Annotated in this window: 23 protein-coding genes; 17 read left to right on the forward strand and 6 right to left on the reverse strand. The window is 69.8% G+C overall.

The genetic code is table 11. The features are described from left to right. Positions 1–363 precede the first annotated feature (363 nt). The gene (locus DLJ53_RS22110; RefSeq protein ID WP_111349322.1) at positions 364–1101 is read left to right on the forward strand and encodes a GntR family transcriptional regulator; all 738 of its coding nucleotides are present in this window, start codon (positions 364–366) and stop codon (positions 1099–1101) included. Positions 1102–1106: 5 nt separating this feature from the next. Here DLJ53_RS22110 and DLJ53_RS22115 read toward each other — a convergent pair whose 3' ends face one another. Beyond that, positions 1107–2051, reverse strand: a complete 945-nt coding sequence (locus DLJ53_RS22115) for a hydroxymethylglutaryl-CoA lyase (protein WP_111349323.1) — start codon at positions 2049–2051, stop codon at positions 1107–1109. A gap of 607 nt (positions 2052–2658) precedes the next feature. Here DLJ53_RS22115 and DLJ53_RS22120 point away from each other — a divergent pair. Continuing rightward, complete coding sequence (locus DLJ53_RS22120) at positions 2659–4857, forward strand: putative bifunctional diguanylate cyclase/phosphodiesterase (protein WP_111349325.1); 2199 nt, start codon at positions 2659–2661, stop codon at positions 4855–4857. Positions 4858–4880: 23 nt separating this feature from the next. Here the strand turns inward: DLJ53_RS22120 and hspQ are convergent, their stop codons facing one another. Next, positions 4881–5192, reverse strand: coding sequence for a heat shock protein HspQ (hspQ, locus tag DLJ53_RS22125; RefSeq protein ID WP_111349326.1), 312 nt, complete (start codon positions 5190–5192; stop codon positions 4881–4883). 222 nt (positions 5193–5414) lie between these two features. Next, the gene (locus DLJ53_RS22130; RefSeq protein WP_111349328.1) at positions 5415–8450 is read right to left on the reverse strand and encodes a chemotaxis protein CheB; all 3036 of its coding nucleotides are present in this window, start codon (positions 8448–8450) and stop codon (positions 5415–5417) included. Positions 8451–8705: 255 nt separating this feature from the next. Between DLJ53_RS22130 and DLJ53_RS22135 the strand changes: the two genes are divergently transcribed. The 9 genes from DLJ53_RS22135 to DLJ53_RS22175 all read left to right on the forward strand — a co-directional run bounded on the left by DLJ53_RS22135 (position 8706) and on the right by DLJ53_RS22175 (position 16764). After that, complete coding sequence (locus DLJ53_RS22135) at positions 8706–9116, forward strand: response regulator (protein ID WP_146620064.1); 411 nt, start codon at positions 8706–8708, stop codon at positions 9114–9116. Positions 9117–9259: 143 nt separating this feature from the next. Then, complete coding sequence (locus tag DLJ53_RS22140) at positions 9260–10213, forward strand: aminotransferase class IV (protein WP_111349331.1); 954 nt, start codon at positions 9260–9262, stop codon at positions 10211–10213. Between the two features lie 16 nt (positions 10214–10229). Then, the gene (gene alaE, locus DLJ53_RS22145) at positions 10230–10658 is read left to right on the forward strand and encodes an L-alanine exporter AlaE (protein WP_111349332.1); all 429 of its coding nucleotides are present in this window, start codon (positions 10230–10232) and stop codon (positions 10656–10658) included. A gap of 119 nt (positions 10659–10777) precedes the next feature. Beyond that, positions 10778–11827, forward strand: a complete 1050-nt coding sequence (locus tag DLJ53_RS22150) for a phosphotransferase family protein (protein WP_111349334.1) — start codon at positions 10778–10780, stop codon at positions 11825–11827. Between the two features lie 33 nt (positions 11828–11860). After that, a complete protein-coding gene (locus DLJ53_RS22155; protein WP_111349335.1) occupies positions 11861–12643 on the forward strand; it encodes an SDR family oxidoreductase in 783 nt (260 codons plus the stop codon). 7 nt (positions 12644–12650) lie between these two features. Further along, positions 12651–13088: an RbsD/FucU family protein gene (locus DLJ53_RS22160; protein WP_111349337.1), complete on the forward strand. Its 438-nt coding sequence runs from the start codon at positions 12651–12653 to the stop codon at positions 13086–13088. A gap of 270 nt (positions 13089–13358) precedes the next feature. Continuing rightward, on the forward strand, positions 13359–14231 hold the full coding sequence (locus tag DLJ53_RS22165) for an amidohydrolase family protein (protein ID WP_111349338.1): 873 nt from the start codon (positions 13359–13361) through the stop codon (positions 14229–14231). Continuing rightward, complete coding sequence (locus tag DLJ53_RS22170) at positions 14228–15763, forward strand: sugar ABC transporter ATP-binding protein (protein ID WP_111349340.1); 1536 nt, start codon at positions 14228–14230, stop codon at positions 15761–15763. Before DLJ53_RS22165 ends, DLJ53_RS22170 begins: the two co-directional genes overlap by 4 nt. Beyond that, complete coding sequence (locus DLJ53_RS22175; RefSeq protein WP_111349341.1) at positions 15760–16764, forward strand: ABC transporter permease; 1005 nt, start codon at positions 15760–15762, stop codon at positions 16762–16764. The genes DLJ53_RS22170 and DLJ53_RS22175 overlap by 4 nt, the downstream gene beginning before the upstream one ends. 20 nt (positions 16765–16784) lie before the next feature. Here DLJ53_RS22175 and DLJ53_RS22180 read toward each other — a convergent pair whose 3' ends face one another. After that, positions 16785–17870 carry an SGNH/GDSL hydrolase family protein gene (locus DLJ53_RS22180; RefSeq protein WP_111349343.1) on the reverse strand — a complete coding sequence of 362 codons (1086 nt, stop codon included), beginning with the start codon at positions 17868–17870 and terminating at the stop codon, positions 16785–16787. Between the two features lie 248 nt (positions 17871–18118). Here DLJ53_RS22180 and DLJ53_RS22185 point away from each other — a divergent pair, with 248 nt between their 5' ends. Beyond that, the gene (locus DLJ53_RS22185; RefSeq protein ID WP_202913289.1) at positions 18119–19012 is read left to right on the forward strand and encodes an ABC transporter permease; all 894 of its coding nucleotides are present in this window, start codon (positions 18119–18121) and stop codon (positions 19010–19012) included. Between the two features lies 1 nt (position 19013). Beyond that, positions 19014–19802, forward strand: coding sequence for an ABC transporter permease (locus DLJ53_RS22190; protein WP_111349346.1), 789 nt, complete (start codon positions 19014–19016; stop codon positions 19800–19802). A gap of 36 nt (positions 19803–19838) precedes the next feature. On the opposite strand, the gene DLJ53_RS22195 is transcribed toward DLJ53_RS22190, so the two are convergent. Continuing rightward, positions 19839–20837 (reverse strand): NADPH:quinone oxidoreductase family protein, encoded by a 999-nt coding sequence (locus tag DLJ53_RS22195; RefSeq protein WP_202913290.1) that lies wholly within the window; start codon positions 20835–20837, stop codon positions 19839–19841. 149 nt (positions 20838–20986) lie between these two features. On the opposite strand from DLJ53_RS22195, the gene DLJ53_RS22200 reads away from it, so the two are divergent. Then, a complete protein-coding gene (locus DLJ53_RS22200) occupies positions 20987–21829 on the forward strand; it encodes a universal stress protein (protein ID WP_111349348.1) in 843 nt (280 codons plus the stop codon). Between the two features lie 149 nt (positions 21830–21978). Here DLJ53_RS22200 and DLJ53_RS22205 read toward each other — a convergent pair whose 3' ends face one another. Continuing rightward, positions 21979–23598, reverse strand: coding sequence for an ABC transporter substrate-binding protein (locus tag DLJ53_RS22205; RefSeq protein ID WP_111349350.1), 1620 nt, complete (start codon positions 23596–23598; stop codon positions 21979–21981). Positions 23599–23995: 397 nt separating this feature from the next. Here DLJ53_RS22205 and DLJ53_RS22210 point away from each other — a divergent pair, with 397 nt between their 5' ends. The 3 genes from DLJ53_RS22210 to DLJ53_RS22220 are packed head-to-tail and all read left to right on the forward strand — an operon-like array spanning position 23996 to position 25923. After that, positions 23996–24166 (forward strand): DUF4089 domain-containing protein, encoded by a 171-nt coding sequence (locus DLJ53_RS22210; RefSeq protein ID WP_146620065.1) that lies wholly within the window; start codon positions 23996–23998, stop codon positions 24164–24166. Continuing rightward, positions 24163–25524 carry an AtzE family amidohydrolase gene (locus DLJ53_RS22215; RefSeq protein ID WP_111349354.1) on the forward strand — a complete coding sequence of 454 codons (1362 nt, stop codon included), beginning with the start codon at positions 24163–24165 and terminating at the stop codon, positions 25522–25524. Before DLJ53_RS22210 ends, DLJ53_RS22215 begins: the two co-directional genes overlap by 4 nt. A gap of 48 nt (positions 25525–25572) precedes the next feature. Next, positions 25573–25923, forward strand: a complete 351-nt coding sequence (locus tag DLJ53_RS22220) for a RidA family protein (RefSeq protein WP_111349356.1) — start codon at positions 25573–25575, stop codon at positions 25921–25923. The last annotated feature ends 18 nt before the right edge of the window (positions 25924–25941 follow it).

The raw sequence follows: 25941 nt of genomic DNA on the forward strand, positions 1-25941 counted from the left end.
ATTACATGACGAATTATGACGAAACGCATCCGGATCCGGCCGCAATTCCGCCCGATCCCGGCTCTACATCCGACGCGGTTGAAGCCCTGCGGGTGCCAGGTCACGCACCCGGGACGGAAGGAGCCTGTCGCGGCCGGAATTGCGGCCGAACACACATGCCGGACCACCGCCAATTCGGCAGAAACCGGCTGGGACCTGCGGTCGATCGCGATGATCGGCTCCTGCGAGAGGCAGGCGCCGGGCCATGGACCCGCGCCCGATCGCCTGATATAAGTCCCTAAAAAGACTTCCAAATCCGAATTTTGAGGCGTACGTTCCGGGCAATGGCGGTCGGCCTCTCCGCTATTGTTCGAACGATAGGCGGTGATCGTGGCACAGGAGGAGTCCCGGACGGCGTCGCGCCACTCCGCTCTCGCCGAAGTGCTGCGGCAGGAGATCGAGGCGGGGACGTGGGCCGTCGGCGAGAAGTTCCCCACCGAGGCGGACCTGCAGTCCCGCTTCGGCGTCGGCCGCTACACCATCCGCAAGGCACTGAAGATCCTGACCGAGCAGGGGCTCATCGCCCGGCGGCCCAAGACCGGCTCGGTCGTCCTGTCCGACACCCCCGTCACCCAGTTCGTCCATACCCTGCGCGACCTGCGCGAGGTGACGAACTTCGGCCGTGTCACGCGCTTCAGCGTCCAGCAGCAGGGCATCGTGACCGTCGATGCCGACAGCGCGCCGGACCCCGCCGACGCCGGGCGATACTTCCGCGTCGCGGGCCCGCGCTACCTGTTCGGCGCGAGCGAGCCGCTGTGCTGGTCGGAGATCCTCGTCCCGGAGGATTTTCAGGAACTGCGCGAGCAGATGCGCGCCGGCCACTCCCCCGTCTACGAGCTGGCGCTCGAGCGCTACGGGCTGAAGCTCGACTACATCGCGCAGACCGTCGCCGCGATCGCGCTGTCGCCGGCGATGGCACGCCTCCTGAAGGCGGAGGGCGAGACGGCGGCCCTCCTCGTCACGCGCCGCTTCGTGGAGACCGGCGGGCGCGCGTTCGAACTGACGCGCCACCTCTACCCCAGCGGCCGGTACGTGCTCGCGACCGTCTACCGCGAACGCTGACGCCGTTACTCGGCGGCGACCAGCGTCGGGTAGGTCGCCGGGAGCTTGGGCACGCCCGCGCGATGCACCGCACCGCCGAGCCGCTGCCCCGGCAGCCACGCCTCGAGGTCGGTCCTGAGCGCCAGCAGCGCGTCGAGGTCGATCCCGGTGTCGAAGCCCATCGTCTCCAGCAGGTAGACGGTGTCCTCGGTGTCGATGTTGCCGGTGGCGCCGGGGGCGAAGGGGCAGCCGCCGAGCCCGCCCAGCGACGCGTCGAAACGCCGGACGCCCGCCTCGACCGCCGCCACGACGTTGGCGAGGCCGAGCCCGCGCGTGTCGTGGAAATGGGCGAGGATCGGCAGATCGCCGATCTCGGCCGCGACGGCGCGCATCAGCCGGCCCACCCGCAGCGGGTCGGCGTAGCCCACGGTGTCGGCGATCATGATCTCGTCCGCGCCGGCCTCGGCCACCTGACGGGCGAGGTCCACCACGTCGCGCTCCGGAACCTCGCCCTGGAGGGTGCAGCCGAAGGCGGTGGCAACGCAGCAGGCGATCGTCACCTCGCCGGCGAGCCCGCGCGCCTCCCGCTCGGCGATCATCGCGCGGAAGGCGTCGACCGCCTCGGCCCGGGTACGGCGCACGTTGGCGAGGCTGTGCGTCTCGCTGGCGGAGACGAGCGTGTTGATCTTCCGGAAACCGGCGTCGAACGCCCGCACCGCGCCCTTGAAGTTCACCGCCAGCACCGAGGCGAGAAAGCTCGCGTCCGCGAGCGCCGCGGCCGCGACGTCGTCGGCGTCCGCGAACTGGGGGATGATCTTCGCCGGGACGAAGGACGTCACCTCGATCTCGCGCACGCCGGCGGCGGCGGACCGGGTCATCCACTCGATCTTGCGTTCGGTCGGCATCATCTCGGGGACCAGCTGAAGCCCGTCACGCAACCCGACCTCACGCACCAGAATGTCTTCACGCATTCCCGAACCCCCTCCGTGTCGTTCGACCCCCTCCTAGCACTCCCGTCGCGGAAATGCCCGTCCGCTCATGGTTCTGCCCCGTCGGCAGCCTGATGAGCCAGGCCGCACGGGGGCGGACTGCGGCGGCGACGACAGATCCGCAGGTTCGCCAACAACAGGGACACACTTCTAAAATTGATATGGATTTCGTGTAATCTTTTAGGTATGCAATCACGAAATACGCCACAATGTTGCCAATTTTCTGCATTCCATCAACGTTTTGAGTGGGGATGCCAGAACCAGTCTAAGCGGACGACGGCGGCCCCGCCGCCCACCGGAACGGATCGTAACGCCGGCTCGTGCGTTGGATCGTTCTCTGCGCTCGGGAGAAAGGCGAACGTCTGTGCCAATGGCGACCAGCACCGCGCTCGACCCGAGCCACACCCACACCCTGCATGATGCCGACCTGCGGATGCAGTGCACGGATCAGCCACAATCTCGGTGAGTGTGAACGTTGAGGCAGCGGGATGATGTTCAATTGCAAGCCAACGTAGTAACTTTGCAAGATAGCCGTGTCTGAGGTCCGTCACGCGCGGTCGGCCGAAGCAAGATTGGATGCCGTCCAACCATGCTGAATCTCTCCGAGTGGACCGGCGATCACTACGACACGGCGCTGGTCGCCCTGGCCGGTCTGATCTGCCTCGCCGGCGCCGTCCTCACCGCAAGGGCACTGCATCGCTCCACCGGCCACAGCCGCCTGCAGCGAGGACTCCTGATCCTCGCCGGCGGGCTGATGTCCGGCGCGACGGTGTGGTGCGCCCACGTGATCGCCGTCCTCGCGACGGGCACCGACGCGTCGATCGACGGCCTTCTCAGCGTCCTCTTCCTCGTCCTCGCCGCGGTCGGAACGCTCCTCGCCTTCCTCGTCGCGGACCTGAAGTCGCCGCTGGCGCTGGTCCTGGGCGGTGTCATCTTCGGTCTCTCATCGGCTGCGATGCACGCGCTGGGGCTCTGCCTCGTCGACCTCGACCCGAGCCGGCCGGAGCCGATCGACCTTCTCGCCGGGCTCGGCGTGACGACCCTCGCCATCGTCACGCTCGCCGCCGGCATCGTCTCCCACACGCTGAAGGGCCGGGCGAAGACCGAGGCCGCCGCGCACCTGCGCCACATGGCCGACAACGGTGTCGATGGCGTCGCGGTGACCCGCGGCGGCGTCATCGTGGAGACCAACGAGGCGTTCTCGCGCATCTGCGGCGTCGACCGTGCCGGGATCGTCGGCCGGCAGATCGGCGAGTTCCTGGCCCCGGACGGGCTGGGCCTCGGCGCCCTCCCCGAGAGCGAGATCATCGCCATGCGGGTGAACGCCGCGGACGGCCGGACCCGGTCGATCGAGCTCACCGTGCGCAGCGAGACACCGGACGCCGGCGACGCGCCGACGATCGTCTACAGCGTGCGCGACATCACCCACCGTATCGGGCAGGAGGAGCGGATCGCCTACCTCGCCCAGCACGACGACCTGACGGGGCTGCGGAACCGCGCCGCCTTTTTGGAACGGGCGACCACCCTGCTCCACTTGCAGGGCGGGGAGACGCAGTTCGCAGTCCTCTGCCTCGATCTCGATTTCTTCAAGGAGATCAACGACTCCTACGGTCACGCCGCCGGCGACGAAGTGCTTCGCGCCACCGCCGCCCGCCTGTCGGCATCGCTCCGCGACGGGCAGATCGCGGCACGCCTCGGTGGCGACGAGTTCGCAGTGATGGCGAGCGTGACGAGTCAGGCCGAGGTCGTCGCCCTCGCCGAGACGGTCCACGAGGCGTTCTCCACCGAGGTCGAGTTCGAGGGTGCGACGCTGCGCTGCGGCTGCAGCATCGGCATCGCCCTGTCGCGGACCGACGGCGACACGGTGCAGGCCCTCCTCAACAGCGCCGACCTCGCGATGTACCGGGCGAAGCGCGCGCGGATGAAATACTGCTTCTTCGATCACGCGATCGACGGCAACGTTCACAAGCAGCGCAAGCTCGTGGACGACCTGCGCGAGGCGATCGAGCAGAAGAGGATCGAGGTCCATTACCAGGTGCAGGTGCGCCTCTCGGACAACAGCGTCTGCGGCTACGAGGCGCTCGCGCGCTGGCACCATCCCGAGATCGGCCCCATCGCGCCGAAGATCTTCATTCCCCTCGCCGAGGAGCACGGGCTGATCGACGCGCTCGGCGCCCTCGTTCTGGAACGCGCCTGCCGCGACGCGGCAGGCTGGCCGAGCGAGGTCACCGTCGCCGTCAACGTCTCCCCGGTGCAGCTCGGCGGGTCCGACCTCGTCGCCACGGTGAAGCGCGTGCTGGCCGAGACCGGGCTGCCGGCCACCCGGCTCGAGCTGGAGGTGGGCGAAGGCTGCTTCGAGCGCGACAACGAGGGCGCCGCGGAGCGGCTGACGGCGCTGGGCCACCTCGGCCTGACGATCACCATCGACGATTTCGGCGCCGGCTACTCGTCGCTGTCGATGCTGCAGAGCCTGCCGTTCGACAAGATCAAGCTCGACAAGTCGTTCGCGCAGTCGCTCGCCGAGGACCGCAAGCGGCGGCAGATCATGCGCGCCGTCGTGAAGCTCGCCGAGATGATGCGCGTGCCCGTCGTCGCCGAGGGCGTCGAGACGGTCGAGCAGCTCACCGCGATGCGCGCGGAAGGGTGCGACTTCGTCCAGGGCTACATCTTCGGCCCGGCGCTGCCGGCATCGCAGGCGGGTCTCGCCTCGGTCGAGCCGCAGCCGGGCGCGGATCCGGCAGACCGCGCCCGGGCGGCGTCCGCCTTCGCGCTGCCGAACGCGGAATAGCGCGGCCCGCGCTGGCCCCGCGCTCAGTTCATGAGGCTGAGGAGCATCCCGTCGTCGTCCGGCCCCGCGCTGGCGTCGATCCTGGTGTAGACGCCCAGTTCGTCGGCGAGGAGGTTCTCCTCCGACACGTACGCCATCGACTCCACCCCCTCGTAGTCCACCCGAACGCGGTAGAAGGGCTGGTTGCGGTCCGGCCGGCCGGCCTTCGGGAGAGCCTTGTAGGTCTCCTCGTTGTCGGAGTAGATCGCGTCGACGTCGACCACCAGGCCGCCGAAATCGTACACGCGATGCCGCACCGCCTGCCCGATGTTGAACTTCGCAGATTTGACGACCATCGAACGCACTCACTCTACAGCCGGCGCGCGCCGGAACGGGGACGGGAGTGGGCCGGCACATCGGGTCGGTGGGTTCGTCGGCTGTGCGCTGCCCTCGCAGACCAAAGCGCGCGAGGGCGGGTTCGGTTCAGTCGCCGCGCCGCGCCGCGCAAGTCAGGGACAAGCATGGCCGCCGGTGCGCCGCGAACCCGTGCCGTTTCGTGCGTCCGGGGTGCCTGCGCCTCACCCCAGCGGCGTCATGGCGTCGTTGGCGGCCACGTCGAAGGTGATCGTCATCTCGCAGCGCATCCCCTCTTCGGTGAAGCGGCGCTTGATGTCGAACTGGCGGCGGCTCGCGATGGCGCGCATCAGCCGCGATCCGGCCCCCTCCCGCACCGCGCCGACCGGCTTCGGCCCGGTCTCCTGCCACACGAAGTGCACCACGCAGATGCCGTCCTCGGTGTCGCACCCGATCGCGATCGACACCGCGCCGTCCTGGGCCATCGCGCCGTGCTTCACCGCGTTGGTGACGAGCTCGTGCACCACCATCGAGGTGTCGATGGCGATGCCGGGCGGGAGCGGGACGGTGCAGTCGCCGTCGATCACGATTCGCGCGTTGTCAGGATCGTAGGCCTGGGTCTGGACCCGGATGAGGTCGCGCAGGCTGACGGCGCTGTCGGCGCGGCGGAAGTTGATGTCGTGGGCGAGCGCGAGGGCCCGCACCCGCTGGGTGAGCTGCTCGCCCAGCTCGGTCGTGGCGTTCGAGTCGCGCAGCGACAGGTGGATCACCGACTGCATCGTCGCCAGCATGTTCTTCACCCGGTGGCGCAGCTCGTCGAGGAGCAGGCGCTTCTGGCGGTCGGCCTCGTCCCGCCGGAGCGAGGCCGCCAGGATGTTCGCCACCGACTGGAGGAACGCGGCGTCCCGCTGCGTGAACGTGCGCTGCCCGCGCGAGTGGACGCCGATGACGCCGAACGGCTCGTCCGGCGATCCGACGATCACGCTCATCCCGCTGATGATCCCCTCGATCCGCAGGAGGGCCGGACCGGAGAAGCGCGTCTCGGTGCGAAGGTCCGTCACGACCACCGGCTCGTGCACCGTGAGGGTGTAGCCGGCCTGACTGTCGAGCCCGCCGTCGACGACCGTTCCGAGCGGCGAGCCGAAGCCGTGCGAGGAGATCAGCTCGAGTCGCTTGCGGTCCGGCTGCAGCCGCAGGACCTTGGCGTACTCGCACTTCAGCAGCACGGCGAGGCGGTCCGGCAGCTCGGCGATGATCTCGTCGGCCGTGAGGCCGGACAGGCTGCGTCCGCCGAGGCGCGCCACGTACGCCTGCTGCTCGGCGCGCTGCTCGGCGATGGCGCGGGCGGAGGTCAGCGCGGAGATGTCCCGCATCACGGCGACGACGCGCGTCGTCTCGCCCGCGCGGTTGAGGATCGGCGCGGCCGAGATCAGCACGTCGAACGTGCCGCCGGGGCCGACGTAGCGCGCCTGCACGTCCTCGACGATCTCGCCGGTGCGCCAGACGATCGTGCTCGGCAGCTCGTCGAGCGTCAGCTCGCGACCGTTCTGGAGGATGGCGTACTGCCCCAGCTCGGACCGCGGCGGCCCGGTCTCGGCCCCGAGGCCGAGCATCTTCTGGCCGTATGAGTTGAGGCGCATGCGACTGATCGGCTGGTCGGAGAAGGCGATGGCGATGGGCGCGATGTCGAGGATCGCCTCCAGCGCGGCGACCTGGCCCTCGAGCTCGGTGTTGAGGACGTCGATCCGCGCCTGCGCCCGCTTGAAGCCGCTGACGTCAACGAAGGTGATGACGACGCCGTCGATGATCCCGCTCGCCGTGCGGTAGGGCACGAGGCGCATCAGGAACGTGGCGCTGCCGTCGCGGAGCTCGACGACCTTCTCGGTAACCTCCGCCGAGACGACCACCGCCGCAACTTCGGCGGTGAGGTCGGTATCCTCCAGATGGTCGCAGAGGTCGCCGATCAGCCGCCCGATATCCGCGTCGTCGAGATCGAACGTGCGCCGCGCGACGGGCGTGAAGCCGCGCACCCGCCCGCTCGTGTCGAGGAACAGCGTCGCGATGTTGGTGCTGGCGAGGAGGTTGGCGAGGTCGTTGTTGGTGCGGCGCAGCTCGTCGATCTTGTGGGCGAGTTCGAAGTTGACGCTCTGCAGCTCCTCCCTGGAGCGTTCCGGGGCGTCCGCGGCCGTCTCCCGGATCTCCTCGGCGGCAGGCTCGGCGGGGGGCGCGGGCGTCACCTCGCCCTGGTCCTGGAACACGAAGAGGTAGTGCGGCTCGCCGCCCTCCTCGTGGGTCAGCCGTCGGCCGGAGATGCGCACGAGGCGCAGACGCTCGCCGTCGCGATAGCCGACGCGGTCGCGCACCGCCTGCTCCTCGCCGGACATCAGGCTGTGCCAGATGAGGCGCAGGTCGATCCTGAGGTCGTCCCGCATGAGGTTGACGAGCTCGAGCGACGCGCTGCCCGGCTGCGCCTCGAGATAGTCGGCGACGGGCCCGCCCGAGTGGACCAGCTCCCGGGTCGGCCCGACGACGACGTAGGCCGGCGCCATCTCGTTGACGAGGACCGCGTGAGCGTCGGCGATGACCTCGCTCCGGCGCGGCCTCGCGCCGTACCGGCCGGCGCGCCCGTCCGGTTCGGGACCGCGGCCGGGGGCCGTGGCGCCGGCGAGGATGGCGAGATAGTCGACCACCGCGCCCGGCATCTCCCGCGGCAGCAGCACCTTGTCGACGAGGCCGGTGGCGATGGCGTGGCTCGGCATCGCCGCGTCGGCGGCGCTGTCCGGCGACTGGGCGATGACGTACCCGCCGGCGGCCTTGACGAGGCGCAGGCCCTGGCTGCCGTCGTGGCTTGTCCCCGAGAGGACGATGGCGATCCCCTTCTCGCCGAGCTCGCTCGCGACGGCGGCGAAGAGGGTGTCGATGGGCGCGCTCTGAAGGGTCCGTTCGGCGAGGCGGAAGCGTCCGCCGCTCAGGGTCAGCGCGGCGTCCTCCTCGACCATGACGACGGTGTCGGCGCGGGGCACGGTGCCGCTCTCGGCCGACCTTACGGGGAGGTCGGTGGAGCGCACGATCCGCTCGCGCGTCGTGCCGTCGTCGCCCGGGTCGAGATGGCCGACGACCACGTAGCAGGCCCCCGTCGACCGGGGGATCGCGCCCAGAAGCTCGCAGAGCGCATCCGCGGCACCGACCGACGCGCCGATCGCGACGACCGGGACCATGGTTCGGCCGTGCTGGGGGATGTCTCTGACTTCGGCGTCCATCCGGCCTCAACCCAATCTATGATTTTGGTCGCGCAGAGTCTCAGCGAATGACATGAATTATTCCCGGGGGCTAGCTTTCGCTCTTCCCTGCGCCATCTCTTCCCGGACCTGAGGCTAACCCCGATCGAAACGGCGTTTAACTGTGACTTTGTCGCAAGTCGCGAACGCCAGCAGCACGCCGTGCCCGAGTGGCCCTGTCGTGGAGGACGCAGTTCTTTATGGCCCCCTGTCTGTTTCCGATGTGTGCAGACGTTCATGAGTGAGTTTGCGCCGCGTGACCGCGCACCGCGAATTCTCATCGTCGAGGATGAGATGTTCATCGGGCTGGAGCTGTCCATGATCGTCGAGGAGGCGGGGTTCGAGCCGATCGGCCCCGTCGCGGACCTCGACGGAGCACACACCCTCCTGTCCACCGAGCGGCCGGACATCGCCATTCTCGACATCAACCTCGGCCCCAACGTCACCTCCGCCCCCGTCGCGGAGACGCTGTCGGCCCTCGCCGTGCCGTTCGTCTACCTCTCGGGGTACAGCGCGAACTACGTGCGGGACAACATGCCGCCCGCCCCGCTCCTCTCCAAGCCCGTCGATCCGAACGCGGTGCTGAGCGAGATCCGCCGCGCGCTCACACGTGAGACCGACGCGGGAGGCTCCCCGCAGGAGGCCTGACCCCGCAGGCCCCCCGTCGCGCCGCTCTCCTCTTCTCCGATCGCGTGCCATGTCCGCGAGGCCGTAGAGGATTGTGCGCAGGGGCCTATCGCTCCCGGTCGTGATGCCTATGGTGCAACGACCGACAACGTGCGAGAGGCCCGATGCTGCCCGACCAGACGACCCCGGATCACACGCCGGCGGAGCACAAGACCACCCACGACGCCGCCGACGATCCGCGCAACGAGACGCTGCTCATCTACGTCAACGGCGAGATGAAGCCGAAGGCCGAGGCGAAGGTCTCCGTCTACGACTCCGGCTTCATGCTGGGCGACGGCATGTGGGAGGGCATGCGCCTCTACAACGGCAAGTGGGCCTTCTTCGACGAGCACATGGACCGCCTGTTCGAGAGCTGCAAGGCAGTCTCCCTCGACATCGGCATGGACCGCGCCGGCATCCTCGACGCGCTGACGATGACGGCCGAGGCCAACGGCATGACGCACGACGTCCACTGCCGGCTGATGGTGACGCGTGGCGTGAAGGTGCGCCCATTCCAGCACCCGTCGCTGTCCCGCTCGGGGCCGACGGTCGTCATCATCATGGAGCATTCGGTGCCGACGGCGAGCAAGGGCCGGGGCATCCGCCTTGCGACGGTGCCGCAGGTGCGCGGCCTGCCGATGAGCCAGGACGCCAAGTACAACTCGCACTCCAAGCTGAACTGCGTGATCGCGTGCCTGCAGGCCGAGCAGGCGGGAGCCGACGAGGGGCTGATGCTGGACCCGCACGGCTTCGTGAACACCACCAACGCCTGCAACTTCTTCATCGTGCGGAAGGGGCAGGTCTGGACGTCCACCGGCGACTACTGCATGAACGGGGTGACCCGCCAGAAGGTGATCGACCTCTGCCGCGACAACGGCATCCCCGTCCTCGAGCGCAACTATTCCCTGTTCGACACCTACGGCGCGGACGAGGCCTTCCTCACCGGCACCCACGGCGGGCAGACGCCGGTCGCCGAGATCGACGGCAAGCCGATCGGCCCGCGCCCGGGCGGCGGCGGTCCCGTCCTCGACCGGATCCGCGCGCTCTACAAGGACCTGGTCGCGAAGAACACGGCCTGACCCGACGGGACCCGCCATGCGTACCTTCATCGCCGACACGCTGGCGCTCGTCACCTTCTTCACGGTGCTGGGCGCTCTCAACGAGCACTATATCGCCGGGATGGCGTGGTCCGAGGTGGCGCGCTCGCGCACCATCGGCGCGCCCCTGATGGTGCTGACGGCGCGGCCCTACGGGATCTGGCGCGACTGGCTGATCGGCCGGATCGCGCCGCCGCTTCCGCGCGTCGCGGCGGACGCGCTCGCCCTCCTCATCTTCCAGGTGCCGATCTACGCGGCGATCCTCTGGGTCAGCGGTGCGTCGGTGGCCGGCGTCGCGCAGGGTTCGGCGAGCTTCGCGGTGCTGATGCTGGTCGTCGGCCGGCCCTACGGCCTGTGGCTCGACTTCGTGCGCGCACGCTTCGGCCTCGGCCACGGCGGCATGACGCCGATGACGCTGGGGGACTAGCGCCCCGGCCATGACGCCTGACGAGATCGTCAGGCGATGCGGTTGACTCGACCCCTCCCCGCGGCACAGTTGGTGGAACGCCGCATCAGGTCGGCCAAGACGACGGGGAAGGAAACGGCATGACGGGTGTCTCGGCACCGACGCGCGACCCGCTGAGCGACGGGCCGGCGCCGCCCGCGCTGGAGGCGTGGCTCACGGCAAACGTTGCGGGCTACCAGGGTCCGGCGACGCTGGACAAGATCTCCGGCGGCCAGTCGAACCCGACCTTCCGCGCCACCGCGCCCTCCGGCCGCTACGTCATCCGCCGCAAGCCGCTGGGCGAGACGCTCCCCTCCGCGCACGCGGTGGACCGGGAGTTCCGCGTCCTCAGCGCCCTCGCCGCGACCGACGTCCCGGTGCCGCCGGTCCATGCCCTGTGCGAGGACCACGACGTCGCCGGGCAGATGTTCTACGTGATGGACATGGTTCCGGGCCGCGTCTTCTGGGACCCGCGCCTCGAGGAGCTGACGACGGCCGAACGCGGCGGCATCTTCGCCTCGATGAACGAGACCATCGCGGCGATCCACCGGATCGACCCGGCGGCGGTGGGGCTCGACGACTTCGGCCGGCACGGCGGCTACCTCGAACGCCAGATCAGCCGCTGGACGCGGCAGTACCGCGCCAGCGAGACCGGGCCGAACCCGGCCATGGAGGACCTCATCGCCTGGCTGCCGGAGAACAAGCCGGCGGAAGGCGAGACGCGCCTCGTCCACGGCGACTACCGGCTCGACAACGTCCTCATCCACCCGACCGAGCCGCGGATCGTCGCGGTCCTCGACTGGGAGCTCTCCACGCTCGGCGACCCGCGGGCGGACTTCGCCTACCACGCGATGACGTGGCGTTTCGCGCCGGACCTCTTCCGCGGCCTGGAGGGCGCCGACCTCAATGCGCTCGGAATCCCGTCCGAGGACGAGTACGTCGGCCGCTACGCCGAGGCCTCCGGCTTCGACCCGCGCGGTGACTGGACCTTCTTCCTCGCGTTGTCGATGTTCCGGATCGCCGCGATCGTGCAGGGCATCGCCAAGCGCGCCCTCGACGGGACGGCGGCGAACGCGGACGCCGCGGCCATCGGCGCCAAGGCCCTGCCGATCGCCGAACGCGCCCGCGAGATCATCGAAGGGCGCGGATAAACGGGCGCCCGCGACGGCGCAGGGAGGACTGGGATGAAGATCGAGGGATGCATCGCCGTGGTGACCGGCGGTGCGAGCGGGATCGGCCGCGCGCTCGCCGGGGCGCTGGCCGCCGCGGGCGCCGGCCGGGTCGTCGTGACCGACATCGACGAGGCGGGCGCGAAGGCCGTCGCCTCGGCCATCGGCGGGCGCGGCGAACGGCTCGACGTCACCGACCCCGACGCCATGGAGGCGCTGGTCGCGTCGGTCGAGGCGGAGGACGGTCCGATCGGCCTCTTCTGCTCCAACGCCGGCATCGCGACGGGCTTCGGCCAGTTCGACAACGCCGCCGGCGCGGACGACGCGACCTGGCAGAAGGCCTGGGAGGTGAACGTCCTCGCCCATGTGCGGGCGGCGCGCATCATGGTGCCGCGCATGAAGGCGCGGGGCGGCGGGCACTTCCTGCAGACGGTCTCCGCCGCGGGGCTGCTGAGCCAGATCGGCAGCTCGGTCTACTCCACCACCAAGCACGCCGCGATCGGCTTTGCCGAGAACCTCGCCATCACCCACCGCGACGACGGGATCCGCGTGTCGATCCTCTGCCCCCAGGGCGTCGACACCGCGATGCTCCGCTCGATGCCGGCGGGCGCGGAGTCGGCGGACGGGGTGATGACGGCGGAGGACGTCGCCGCGTCGGCCCTGGAAGGGCTCGCCGAGGACCGCTTCCTCATCCTGCCGCACGCCCAGGTCGCCGGCTACATGGCCCGAAAGGCGGAGAACTACGAGCGGTGGATCGGTGGTATGGCGAAGTTCCAACGCACCCTGCGCGCCGGTTGAGGTTCCCATGCTGAAGTCCATCGACCCCCTCCTCTCGCCCGATCTCCTCTACGCGCTCGCCGCGATGGGCCACGGCGACCGGATCGTCCTCGTCGACGCCAACTTCCCCGGGACCAGCGTCGCGGCGGCGACCGTGACGGGCAACGTCATCCGCTGCGACGCGAGCGCGCCGGAGGCGCTGCGGGCGATCCTCACCCTCCTGCCGCTCGACACCTTCGAGCCGAACCCCGCGGTCGGGATGCTGACGGTGGGCGACCCGGACGACAAGCCCGCCGTGGTGGCGGAGATGGAGGCGGTGGTCGCGGCGGAGGGTTTTCCCTGGGCGTCCGTCGACCGCTACGACTTCTACGATTTCGCGAAGGAATCCTTCGCCGTCGTCCAGACGGCCGAGCGCCGCTTCTACGGCAACGTGATCCTCACCAAGGGCGTCATCCCGCCCGAATGATCGCCCGCCGGGACGAACGGGGAGCGCGGCGGCCGGGCGGCTGATCCATACCGGGCCGGGCCGGGCCGGCGCCCGCTCGCGCCGGCGGCCGCGCCGCCCGTGTGCGGGCGTCCGCCCACCCTCCGGTCGGGTACCGCAGGGGCCACAACCCGGTAGTGTACAGCCACCGGGATGTTGCTTTACCCTCGCCGCAGACGCTCGCCAGAGGCGTCGATGGAGGGGACGGATGACGACTGGGCGGTCCGCAGCCGACGGCGTGCGGGAGAAGCCATGACGACCCGGATCGACGCGCACTGCCACCTGTGGCGACTGTCGCGCGGCGACTACGGATGGCTCTCCGGCGAAGGTCTCGACACCATCCGCCGCGACTTCGAGCCGGCCGACCTCGCCGCGGTCCATGGCTCCGCGGGCGTCGCCCACTCCGTCGCCGTGCAGGCCGCTCCCACCGTCGCCGAGACGCAGTTCCTGCTCGACCTCGCCGAGATCACCCCCGCCATCGCCGGCGTCGTCGGGTGGGTGGACCTCTCCGCCCCCGACGCTGCCGAGACGCTGGAGGAGATCGCCAGCCCCTACCTCGTCGGCGTCCGCCCGATGCTGCAGGACCTCCCCGAGGACGACTGGATCGCGACGCGCCCGGACGCCGACGCCATCGCCGCCCTGAAGGCGGGGGCGCTGCGGTTCGACGCGCTGGTGATGCCGCGCCACCTCGCCCACCTCGTCCGCTTCGTCGAGGCGCACCCCGACCTCCCCGTCATCGTCGACCACGCGGCCAAGCCGGCGCTGGGCGCCCCGCCGGACGATCCGCGCCACGTCGCCTGGCGCGCGGGAATGGAGGCGCTCGGCCGGCATTCGGGCACCTACGTCAAGCTCTCCGGCCTCCTCACCGAGATGCGTCCGGACCAGCGCACCACCCCGGAGGCCGCGGCGGCGACCCTGCGCCCGCTCGTCGACGACCTCCTCGAGTGGTTCGGCCCGTCGCGCATGGCGTGGGGCTCGGACTGGCCGGTGCTCACCCTGGCCGCGCCCTACGGCGCCTGGGACGCGGCGACGGCGCTCCTCCTCGCCGACCTCACCGCCGAGGAGCGCGCGGCCATCCTGCGCAACAACGCCGCCACCTTCTACGGGCTGGAGAAGTCAGCATGACGCCGCTGGTCGAGATGCGGGGGATCGAGAAGCGCTTTCCCGGCGTGCACGCGCTCAAGGGCGTCCAGTTCGAGCTCCGCCCCGGCGAGGTCCACGCGCTGATGGGCGAGAACGGCGCGGGCAAGTCCACGCTGATGAAGATCCTCTCCGGCATCTACCAGCGCGACGGCGGGGACATCCTGATCGACGGCACGCCGACCGAGATCGACAGCCCCCGCACCGCACAGACCCTCGGGCTGTCGATCATCCATCAGGAGCTCTCCCTGATGAACGACCTGACGGTGGCGCAGAACATCTTCATCGGCCGCGAGCCGCGCCGCCGCTTCGGCCGCCTCGACGAGCCGGCGCTGAACCGGGCCGCCGCCGGGATCTTCGAGCGGCTCAACCTCCACCTCGACCCGCGCACACAGGTCGGCACGCTCACCATCGCCCGGCAGCAGCTCGTGGAGATCGCCAAGGCCCTCTCCTACAGGAGCCGGGTGCTCGTGATGGACGAGCCGACCGCCGCGCTCAACGACCGTGAGATCGACGAGCTCTTCATCATCATCCGCCAGATCAGGGACGAGGGCGCAGGCATCGTCTACATCAGCCACAAGATGGACGAGCTGAAGCGCATCGCCGACCGGGTGACGGTGATGCGCGACGGGGCGACCGTCGGCACCGTGAGCGCCGCCGAGACGCCCGTCGCCGAGATCATCCGGATGATGGTCGGCCGCGAGCTCGACAACGAGACGCTTCAGATCCCGGACCTTTCCGCGGCGCCGGACCTCCTCGAGGTGCGCGGGCTCAACCGCGGGCGGGAGATCCGCGACGTCTCGTTCAGCGTGCGCAAGGGCGAAATCCTCGGCTTCGCCGGGCTGATGGGCGCCGGCCGCACGGAGGTGGCGCGCGCCGTCTTCGGCGCCGACCGCAGGGACAGCGGCGAGATCCTCGTGCATGGCAAGAAGGTGGAGATCCGCGCCCCCTACGACGCGGTGGCGGCGGGCATCGGCTACCTCTCCGAGGACCGCAAGCATTTCGGCCTCGCGACCGGCATGGACGTGCGCGCGAACATCGCGATGGCCTCGATGGAGCGGTTCACCAGCCGAACCGGCGCGCTCGACGAGCGCGCGATGCGCGAGACCGCGCAGGACTACATCCGCCGCCTCGGCATCCGCACGCCGTCCGACCGGCAGGAGGTGCGGCTGCTGTCGGGCGGCAACCAGCAGAAGGTCGTCATCGCCAAGTGGCTGCTGCGCGACTGCGACGTCCTCATCTTCGACGAGCCGACGCGCGGCATCGACGTCGGCGCCAAGTCCGAGATCTACCGCCTGCTCGCCGACCTCGCCGCGGAGGGCCGGGCGATCATCGTCATCTCCTCGGAGCTGCCGGAGATCCTGCGCCTGTCGCACAGGATCGCGGTGATGTGCGAGGGGCGCCTCACCGGCATCCTGCCCGGCGGCGCGGAGACGACGCAGGAGGACATCATGCGCCTCGCCACCCAGCGCGAGGCGGTCATGGAACCCACCACGGCCCAGGAGGCGATCCAATGACCACCGCCGACGCACCGCGGCCGGGCGCGCTCTCCCGGATCGGCTCGTCGGGCGCGACGCAGAAGCTCCTCGCGTTCGCGAGCCTCGTGCTGTTGCTCGTCGGCTTCTCGCTCGCCTCGCCGCAGTTCATGCAGCTCTCCAACATCATCGCCATCCTGCAGGCGACGTCGGTCAACGGCGTCCTCGCCGTGGCGGTGACGCTCGTCATCATCACCGGCGGCATCGACCTCTCGGTCGGGACGATGATGACCTTCTGCGCGGTGATCGCGGGCGTGGTCCTGACCTACTGGGGTCTGCCGCTCCCCTTCGGCGTGATCGCGGCGATCGGCGCGGGGGCCTTCTGCGGGCTGTGCTCGGGCACGTTCGTCGCCAAGCTGAAGATCCCGCCGTTCATCGCGACGCTCGGGATGATGCTCATCCTGAAGGGGCTGGCGCTCGTCATCTCCGGCACGCGGCCGATCTACTTCAACGACACGCCGGGCTTCGACCTCATCTCGCGCGGGTCGCTGATCGGCTGGGTCGTGCCGGGCCTGCCGATCCCCAACGGGGTGCTGATCCTGTTCCTCGTGGCGCTCGCCGTGGCCTACATCCTCGGCCGCACGGTCCTCGGCCGGTACACCTTCGCGCTCGGCTCCAACGAGGAGGCGGTGCGTCTCTCCGGCGTCAACACGGACGCGTGGAAGATCGGCATCTACGCGCTGTCGGGGGCGATCGTCGGGATCGCCGGCATCCTCATCGCCTCACGCCTCAACTCGGCGCAGCCGGCGCTGGGGCTCGGCTACGAGCTGGAGGCGATCGCGGCGGTGGTGATCGGCGGCACCTCCCTGTCGGGCGGCCGTGGCACGGTGCTCGGCACGGTGATCGGCGCGCTCATCATGGCGGTCCTCACCAATGGCCTGCGCATCCTCTCGGTCGCGCAGGAGTGGCAGACGGTGGTGACGGGCGCGATCATCATCCTCGCCGTCTATGCCGACCAGGCCCGGCGGCGGCGGACCGCGTAGGCGCCGCGCCCGCCCGATCGTCAGGCGGGGTCGAGCGTCAGCAGCGGGCCGACGTACTGACGCACCGGCGGGGTCTTGTCGCCGCGCAGGGGGACGACCTCGGCGAGGTCCCGGAGGTTGCCGACGCGCAGCGTGCGCCCCGTCATCCCGCGGTGGGAGGCGAAGGGATGCACCGCGATCCGCGTGACGTGGCTCATCCGGTCCATCGACACCAGCGCTTGCACGGCGCTGTCCGCACCGAAGCGAAGGTCCGCCTGCCCGCCGTAGGGACCGTAGAGGTAGACGAGCCCGAGGGCGACGACGTCGCGGCCCAGATCGACCGTCAGGGTCTCCCCCTCGTTCACCACCGCGTAGTCGAGGCCGAGGTTGCTCGCCTCCATCCGTTCGACCGCGGTGCCGGTGGGCAGTCGGTCGAGGATGTCCAGGTATCCCCGCCGGAAGCGCGGCGTCAGCGGGCGGCGGGTCAGCGGCCGCTCGATGTGGTCGAGCAGGAAGGGGAGGATCTCGTCGGCGATGAAGCGCGATCCTTCCGGCGTGGTGTGGACGTCGTCCCGGAGGATCGAGCGGACGAAGGGCTCCCCCCTCTCGGCCAGGAGGCCCTCGGCGCGGTCCAGGACGGGGACGCCGTGCGCGGCGCAGAACGTGCGCGTCAGCGCGTTGAAGTCGATCGTGCGCGTGTCGCCGTAGTCGCGGTAGAGGATCACGAAGCCCGGCTCGGCGCCGACCTCCTGCGCGGTGAGGACGATGTCGGACAGCAGCTCCACCGCGAGCTCGTCGCTGCTGAGCGGGTGGCGGGTGAAGGCGGACGTGTTGATCTCGAACAGGACGTGGCTGAACGGGCCATGGAGACGCGCCGCGAGGCGGATGAAGGCCGGCACGACGTGCGGCTGCTGCGCCCCCAGACCGACGCGCACGAAGTCGATCCCGTCGCGCGCCTCCATGAAGGACTGCTTGAGCCTCGGCGCGTAGCCGAACATCAGCGTGTTGGAGAAGCCGACGACGAGGACCTTGCGTCCGTCGTCCGGCCCGGCGGTCTTCGATGCGCCCGGAGCGGCGTCCGGCTCCGACGGTCCGGCAGCGGCCTTCACCTCGCCATGCTGCGTCATCGAAGCCCCCTCCTCACCACGGCCGGCCGAACCCGGCCGCCCCGGGGTGCGGGACGTGGAGACGGGCTGGTTGCCGTGTGGGGTCTATTGCACGGGAATGATGGCCGTAAAGCCGGTCCGCCGGGGGACGGATCTGGACAACGCTCCCACCACGCGACACGCTTGCCCGGACTTGACGGGAGCGGTTGCGGATGAGCGTCGGCGATTTGCAGGCTTTGGAGGGCGAAGAAGCGTCTCCAAGGGTGGGAATGGCCGATCGGCTCCGCAGCATCGCCGTCGCCCTGCCGCCGTACATCTGGCTGCTCGCCTTCTTCCTCGCGCCGTTCATCATCGTGCTGCGGATGTCGTTTTCCGAATCGGTGATCGCGCAGCCGCCCTACAGCCCGACGTTCGACATATCGCAGGGCCTCTCCGGGCTGTGGGAGAGCGTCAAGGAATTCTCGACCTTCAACTACACCTTCCTCGCCGAGGACTCGCTCTACTGGCGCGCCTACCTCTCATCGGTGCGGATCGCGGCGATCTCGACGGTGATCACGCTCCTGATCGGCTTTCCGATGGCGTACGCGATGGCGCGCGCGCCGCTTCGGTGGCGCCCGCTCCTCCTCGCGCTGGTGATCCTGCCGTTCTGGACGTCGTTCCTGATCCGCGTCTACGCCTGGATCGGGATCCTGAAGCGGGACGGACTGCTCAACCAGCTCCTCATGTCCCTCGGGGTGATCACCGAGCCGCTGACGATCCTCAACACGGAGCCGGCGGTGTTCATCGGCATCGTCTACGCCTACCTGCCGTTCATGGTGCTGCCGCTCTACGCCTCGCTGGAGCGGCAGGACCCCGCGTTGCTGGAGGCGGCCTCCGACCTCGGCAGCCCGCCCTGGCTGGCGTTCTGGCAGATCACCGTGCGCCTCGCCGTCCCCGGGATCCTCGCCGGGTGCCTCCTCGTCTTCATTCCGGCGGTGGGCGAATTCGTCATCCCCAACCTTTTGGGCGGATCCAGCACGCTGATGATCGGGCAGACGTTGTGGGACGAGTTCTTCTCCAACCGCGACTGGCCGCTCGCCAGCGCAGTGGCAGTGATCCTCGTGCTGGTGCTGGTGGTGCCGATCACCATCTTCCAGCGCGCCCAGTCGCGGACGACCGGCTGACATGGCCCGGTTCACCCGCTTCAACGCCGTTTCCCTCGCGCTCGGGATGGCGTTCCTCTACCTGCCGATCGTCCTCCTGATCATCTTCAGCTTCAACGAGTCGCGGCTGGTGACGGTGTGGGGCGGCTTCTCCACCAAGTGGTACGTGGAGCTTTTCCGTAACCAGCAACTGCTGGACGCGGCGCGCGTGTCGATCCTGGTGGGGCTCACCACGGCGTGCATCGCGACGGTCCTCGGCACGCTGGCGGCCGTCGCGCTGACGCGGACGGCACGCCTTCCCGGCCGCTCGCTGTTCACGGCGATGACCTACGCGCCGCTCGTGATGCCGGAGGTGATCACCGGCCTCTCGCTGCTCCTGCTGTTCGTCGCGCTGGGCATCGACCGCGGGTTCTGGACCATCACCATCGCGCATACTACCTTCGCGCTGTGCTTCGTCGCGGTGGTCGTGCAGTCGCGCCTCGCAGCGTTCGACATGAGCATCGAGGAGGCGGCGCAGGACCTCGGCGCGCCGCCCTGGAAGGCGTTCCTCCTGGTGACGCTGCCGGCCATCGCGCCGGCGGTCGCCGCGGGCTGGCTCCTCGCCTTCACGCTGTCGCTCGACGACCTGGTGATCGCGAGCTTCACCTCCGGGCCGGGGTCGACGACGCTGCCAATGAAGATCTTCTCGGCCGTGCGCCTCGGCGTCTCGCCGGACATCAACGCGGCGTGCACCATCCTCATCGGCATCGTCGCGGTCGGCGTCGTGGCGGCGACCTTCGCCACGGGGTACCGGACGCGGCGCGCGGGCTGACCGGCGCGCGCCGCCGGTCCCGCGCGCCGGGCCCGCTCAGTCCATCGTGACGACGACCTTGCCGATGGCTTGGCGCGAGGCGAGGTGCTTGATCGCCTCGGCGCCTTCGGCGAGCGGCCAGGTCCTGCTGACGCGCGGGCGGACCTTCCCCTCGCCCCACCACGCGATGAGCTGGGCGATGTGCGCGCGGTTCTTCTCCGGGAAGCGCCGGGCGAACGCGCCCCAGAAGACGCCGCGCACGTCGCAGCTCTTGAGGAGCGTGAGGTTGAGCGGCAGGCGCGGGATGCCGGCGGTGAAGCCCGTCACCAGGTAGCGCCCCTCCCAGGCGATGGAGCGCAGCGCCGGCTCGGCGTAGTCGCCGCCCACCGGGTCGTAGACGACGTTGGCCCCGTTCTCGCCCACCGCGGCCTTGAACTCGGCGGCGAGCGCCTTGGAGGCGTCCTTGTCGAGCGGACCGCGGCCGTAGACGACGGTGGCGTCGGCGCCCGCCTCGCGCACCGCGGCGGCCTTCTCCTCGCTGGAGACGGCGCCGACGACGCGCGCGCCGACGGCCTTGCCGATCTCCACCGCCGACATGCCGATGCCGCCCGCCGCGCCGAGGACGAGGAGGGTCTCCCCCGCCTTCAGCTCGCCGCGGTCGAGCAGCGCATAGATGGTCGTGCCGTAGGTGAAGAGGAGCGCGGCGCCCTCCACGGCCGAGGCCCCCTCGGGCAGCGCGAACGTCTCCTCCGCGGAGGCCGTCGCGAGGGTCGCCATCCCGCCGAAGCGCGTGTCGGCCATCACCCGGTCGCCGGCCTTGAACCGTGTGACGCCCTCGCCGACCGCCTCGATGACGCCGGCCACCTCGCCGCCGGGGGCGAACGGGCGCTCGGGCCGGTACTGGTACTTGTCCTCGATCACCAGGACATCCGGGAAGTTCAGCGCGCAGGCCTCGGTGCGGATGAGCACCTCGCCGGCGGCGGGGACCGGATCGGGCATCTCGGCGTATTCGAGTGTGTCTGGCGGCCCCGGCTTGCGCGAAATCAGTGCCTTCACGAACGTCCTCCCAATGTTTGACCGGCACCTTAAACCCAGTCGGACCGGATTGTGCACCGCCCTGTGCCATCCAGTGCCCGCGCGTTGCACCGCAATATCAGTTTGGCGCAAGCGCCCCGGCGCACTCTGGCCTCCTCAGGGAGGGCCCTATGGCTGTCGGCAAAGTCGTCGCCCTCGTCGATGGATCGAGCTACTCGACGAGCGTCTGTGAACATGCGGCCTGGATCGCCAGCCGGCATCAGGTCCCGGTGGAGCTGGTCCACGTCATCGGGCGCCGCGAGACGGCGCCGCACGACCTGCTGGAGGACAGCGCGCGCGGCGACCTCCTCGACAGGCTGCGGGAGATGGAGGGCCAGCGTCACGCGCTGGCGGACCAGATGGGCGAGGCGATCCTCGCCGAGGCCGCCGCGCTGACGACGGCGGCCGGCGCGCCGGAAGTCCACCGCAAGGTGCGCCACGGCGACCTGATCGAGGCGCTTCACGAGCTCGAGGTGGACGCGCGCTACATCGTCGTCGGCAAGCGCGGCGCGGCGGCGGACTTCGCCAAGCTGCACCTCGGCTCCAACATCGAGCGGGTGGTCCGTGCCTCGCGCGTCAACGTGATGGTCGCGAGCCGGGCCTTCTCGAAGGTCAAGCGGTTCCTGGTGGCCTACGACGGCGGCCGATCGGCGAGGAAGGCGATCGAGCTGATTTCGCGCAGCCCGCTCTATACCGGGCTGAAGCCGCACATCCTGACCGTCTCGCCCAACACCGCCGAGGCGCAGAGGCAGCTCGAAGCCGCCGAGGAGGCGCTGAACTGGAGCGGCGACGTGGTGACGGACGCGGCCCCGGGCGACGCGGAGAAGGTGATCGCCGGCTACGTCGAGGAGAACTGCATCGACCTCCTGGTGATGGGCGCCTACGGCCACAGCCGCGTGCGCAACCTCCTCGTCGGGTCGACGACGTCGCAGATGATGCGCTCCTGCAGGATCCCGGTTCTCATCGTGAGATAAGGGACGCCCGGACCGGGGAGGAGCAAAAAACCGGCCCGGGCGCTGTCGGTCGCGAGGGACAGTCTACCGGATGGGCCACCACACCCCCCGGACGCCAGACGCCCTACGCTGTCCCTGACGTGCGTCGCTCGAACAGAGCGGCCGACGCGTCAGGTGACCGACACATTCGCAAACGATCCGAACACGCCTTCCAGGTCGTCGGTGATGCCCGAGACACGCGTGTTGTAGACGGTCGTGTAGTCGATGTTCAGGAGCGGGATGATGGGCAGTTCCGTCATCGCCAGCACCTGCATTTGATAAAAAAGCGCTTCACGCTCGGCGGGATCCACCGCGGTCTGCGCCGCCTCCAGTATCTGGTCCATCTCCGCGCTCGCGTAACCCGATCCATTGGTATAGGGCACGCCCGGCCGGATGTTCTTCGACCAGAACATGCGCTGCACGCCGATGGTCGGATCCGGCAGGTTAAAGATGCCGTAGGACGCGGTCTGGTACTCGTTCGTGCCCCAGACGCGGCGGCTGAAGGTCGGCGCGTCGGTGTTCATCACCTCGACCTCGATGCCGATGACCTTCATCGCCTGGCGGAAGTATTCCGCAAAGCGGCGGTACTGCTCGGTGTAGGTCGAGGGGTCGTGGGTCATGCGGAACCGCACGCCATCGCTCTGGCGCGGGAAGCCCGCCTCGTCCAGCAGTGCCTCGGCCTTCGCGGTGTCGAACGGATAGCTCGGCACGTCCGGGTTGTACCAGCGGGAGAGCTTCTGCGAGATCGGCCCGGTCGCCGGCGAGGCGAAGCCGAACCAGATGTTCTGGGCGACGAAGTCCTTGTCGATCGCATGGGCGACCGCCTGGCGCACACGCACGTCCTGGAACTGCGGGTCGCGCATGTTGAACTCGAAGTAGTACATCGCGCCGCACAGGGCATAGCCCTCGGTCGTCACGGCGAGGTCCGGCAGCTCCTCCACCCGCGCGATGTCGCTCAGCGAGACCGGGTCGGTGCCGCCGAGGTCGATCTCGCCGGTCTCGAATGCGGCCGCGCGCGTGCCCGCGTCGGGGATGAAGCGATAGAACAGGCGGTCGAGCAGCGGGCGGCCCTCCTGCCAGTAGTCCTCGTTCTTGTCGAGGAGGAGGTACTGGCCCTTCTCCCACTTGGAGAACTTGAACGGGCCGGTGCCGATCGGCTTCGTGTTCGCCGGGTTCCCGATCGGATCGGAGCCTTCGTAGATGTGCTTGGGCAGCATCGGCGACTCGGAGGCCGAGAGCGCCGACATGATGTAGTTCGACGGGGTCGACAGCTTCATCACCGCGGTCAGCTCGTCCGGCGTCTCCACCTCGGTGAGGTTGGCGAAGGTGGCCCGGCCGCGCGGGTGGTGCTGGCTGAGGATCTCCTCGAAGGTGAACTTCACGTCCGCCGAGGTGAACGGCTTGCCGTCGTGCCAGGTGACGCCGTCACGCAGCTTGAAGGTGATCGACAGGCCGTCGTCCGCCAGCTCCCACGCCGTCGCCAGCGAGGGGGTCGGGTTGAATTCCTTGTCGTAGCCGATCAGCCCTTCCAGCATCTTGGGCGAGATCTGCTGCACCATGATCGCGGTGTTGAAGGCGGTGTTGAGCGTCGGCGGCTCGGGCACGAGGACGGCGCGCAGCATGTTCTTCGGCGTGGCCGCGACGGCCTGTCCGACCACATCGCCGAGCGATACCAGCCCGGTGGACTGGAGGGCGGCATAGCCGGCCAAACCGCCCAGAAGCTTCAGTCGGTCGCGAGCCGTCAGGTTCATCTACGTTCCCCGTGCGTGAGAGGCATGAATGCGGTGGCCCGAGGGCCTTCATCTCGGTGCCTCGCTCGCAGCCATCGTGCGGGCGAAGCTGGGCATTTCCATAGACGGAAGCGGCGGAGCGTGCCCACTGACGGGGGCGCCTTTTCGCCGACCAGCGAAGTTTAATGATGGACATCCCGTCCGTGTCAATATATAAAATTATTGTTCCGACATTTGGAACAACGGCGTACAATGCCCGCCCCCGTCCTTTCAGGACGATTGGAGCCGCGATCCCCCAGGCCAGGACCGCACGATTCTGCGGCGCCCTCGCCGGACGGGCTCGCCCGGACGTGTTGTCGCAGCGATCGAGGGAGGGCCGCCGGTGCCGGACGACCGCACAATCAGTGCCGACAACGCGGTGGCTGACGCCGAACTGGACGCCATGGCGAAACTCGTCGGGCTCGACATCCCGGCCGCCTTTCGTGACGGGGTGCGGCATCAGCTCGCACTGAACGCGCGCCTCGTCGCCCCGCTGGAGCGCTTCACTCCGGACGCCGACGCGGCCCCCGCCCCGGTCTTCGAGCCTTGAAGGCGCTGGACGCCGCGACGATCGCGCGCAGCGTCGCGGCCGGCGCGACCCGTGCCCGCGACGTGGTCGACGCCTCGCTCGAGCGGATCGAGGCCGGCGACGGGGCGATCAACGCCTTCACCGCCGTGACCGCGGAGCGCGCGCGCGCCCGGGCCGATGCCGTCGACGCCGACGTGGCGGCCGGCCGGCATGTCGGGCCGCTCGCCGGTGTCCCGTTCGCGGCCAAGAACCTCTTCGACGTCGCCGGGCTCACGACGGTCGCCGGTTCGGTGATCCTCGCCGACAATCCGCCCGCGGCGGCGGACGCGCAGTGCATCGCCGACCTCGAGGCGGCCGGCGCCGTCCTCGTCGGCGCGCTCAACATGGAAGAGCTCGCCTACGGCTTCCTGACCGACAACGCCCATTATGGCCGCACCCACAACCCGGTCGACACCGCGCGGACCGCCGGCGGCTCCTCCGGCGGGTCGGGCGCGGCGGTCGCCGCCGGGTTCGTGCCGCTGACCCTCGGTTCGGACACCAACGGGTCGGTGCGCATTCCGGCCGCGTTCTGCGGCGTCGTCGGCCTGAAGCCGACCTACGGGCGGATCAGCCGGCGCGGGATGGTGCTCCTCGCCCCCAGCCAGGACCACGTCGGGTGGCTCGCGAACACGGTCGACGACGTCGCCGCCGCATGGCGCGTCAGCCACCCCTCGCCCGGCGCCCTCGCAACCGATGGCGCCGCGCCGCGGGAAGCGACGATCGGCCTCGCCGGCGGCTATTTCGCCGAACTGATGAGCCGCGACGTGCGCGCGGCCGTCACAGAGGCGGCCGAATTGCTCGGCCCGACGGTGCCGGTGGAGTTTCCCGAGCCCGACATGGCCCGCGCCGCGGCCTACGCGATCACCTCCATCGAGGCGTCCTCGCTGCGGATGGACGACCTCCGCCGCCAGCCGGAGCGGTTCGACCCTGCGACGCGCGACCGCTTCCTCGCCGGCGCGCTCCTGCCGGCCCACTGGTACGTCAGGGCGCAGGTGTTCCGCGACTGGCTGCGCGCCCGCGTGCGGGAGCTGTTCGAGCGTGTCGACGTCGTCATGATGCCGGCGAACCCCTTCCCCGCCCCCCGGTTCGGCGAGGAGGAGGTCGAGATCGACGGCGCGATCCACCCTGTGCGGCCGACCATCGGGCGCTTCACGCAGGCCGTGTCCAGCCTCGGCCTACCCATCGTGTGCGTGCCGGTGGCACGGCCGGGCGCCCTTCCCGTCGGCGTGCAGCTGATGGGCCGGCCGGACAGCGAACCCCTGCTCCTCGACGTCGCGCGCCGCCTCGAGGGCGCCGTCGCAGCCCGCAACGCCGCGGCCGTCACCGCACACAGCGCCTGACGGCCGTGCCGCCACGGCCAGAGACCTGATCAACGACAAGGACGCTTCATGGACATCAAATACGTCGGATCCGGCACCCGCTACAGCCGGGCGGTGATCCACAACAACACAGCCTATCTGGCCGGGAACGTCGCCAAGGATCCCGCGCCGACGGCCGCCGAGCAGTGCCGCCAGATCCTGAAGCAGATCGAGGCGACCCTGGCGCTCTGCGGGACGGACAAGACCAAGCTGCTCACCGCCAACATCATCTTCGCCGACATGCGCGACTTCGACGCCGTCAACGAGGTGTGGGACGAGTGGGTGTCGGACGGCGGCTCGCTGCCGACGCGCACGCCGATGGAATCGAAGCTCGTGACGCCGCGCCACCTGGTGGCGATCCAGGTCACCGCGGCGGTCTGAGGCGATGCAGATGCGCCA

This window comes from Acuticoccus sediminis (assembly GCF_003258595.1).
Classification (GTDB): domain Bacteria; phylum Pseudomonadota; class Alphaproteobacteria; order Rhizobiales; family Amorphaceae; genus Acuticoccus; species Acuticoccus sediminis.